The sequence below is a fragment of the Candidatus Symbiopectobacterium sp. genome, assembly GCF_020054415.1.
Taxonomy (GTDB): Bacteria; Pseudomonadota; Gammaproteobacteria; order Enterobacterales; family Enterobacteriaceae; genus Symbiopectobacterium.
Window position 1 is genome coordinate 1 of sequence record NZ_JAHWCO010000609.1, and the last position, 1,027, is coordinate 1,027.

At 53.9% G+C, this 1,027-nt stretch carries 2 pseudogenes; both read right to left on the reverse strand.

The features are described from left to right. Nucleotides 1-83: 83 nt before the first annotated feature. Nucleotides 84-729: pseudogene (locus QZ506_RS17785) on the reverse strand (phage baseplate assembly protein V). 176 nt (nt 730-905) lie between these two features. Beyond that, nucleotides 906-1,027: pseudogene (locus tag QZ506_RS17790) on the reverse strand (IS5/IS1182 family transposase); the annotation flags it as partial.

The following is a 1,027-nucleotide window of genomic DNA, read 5'->3' on the forward strand; positions in this document are numbered from 1 at the left end:
TGTTGCATAATCATTTTTCATACCGGCAGCATGACACAGGCGGGCAACAGGGGGTATTAAAGCGCGTTAAAGCCTGCAAGCGCTTATATCGGCTTGCCGGTCGGCCTGCCCTCATGACCGTTACTGTGCTGATGGTTCTCCAGCGACACCTTCCCAGCCTGGATATCCCCGCTGGCCTTGATATCGCCGTTAATATTAGCACCACCGTCCCCGGACAGTCCGCCCTGATAAGTCAGTCGCTTTTGCACCGTCAGGTTGCCGGTCGAGAGGGTATCAGGAGCATTGCATATTCGCATCGAGTGTGAGCCGTTTACTCGCTTTCACCGTCGCATTTTGCGTCTGAATATGCACAGTGTCCTGGGTGGTCAGTATCAGGGTCTGGAGGGTGCCGCCGACGGCCATCACATGGGTTTTGCGGTCATACTCGACAAAGGTGCCATCGGCAAAGTCGACCCGGCGTTTATCGCGTGACGCAATAGCCGGTTGGTCGACCTGTGAATAGACCGCGCCGAGCACCAGGCCATCATCGCCATAAGGAGGGTCAAGTAACAGTTTGACCTGCTCACCGATATCCGGCAGCCAGTAGTCCTTGTTATTCTGCGTGTTGCGCTGCAGAACCTCAAGCCAGGCGGTACGCAGATTATCCAGCTCAGGCAGGCGAACGCGTACCCGCACCGTTTTCTCATCCACCGCACTCACCGTGCCCGTGGTAAATTTGATACCGCTCATCGATTTTTCTCCTGTGCAACGGGCGTTTCTTTTGCCACCACGCCAATGCTGCCGTCGGCTTTTTGGCCGATGATCATAAGACTCTGTGGCTTGCTGGCCTTGCCTTTTTTATGCGAATGAGGGCTTTGTTGAATAAATCAAAACTTGTAACGACTGCTCCCCATACGGGTCGATTGTTACGTGATGCGAATACTGTTCGGCATTCCTAATAGCGTGATCCGGTTAAGCGCTTTGACCATGGCCATGGCTTCACCCACCTGAGCATCGTAGTCTCTCAGACTTAGATGACCACCCAGAA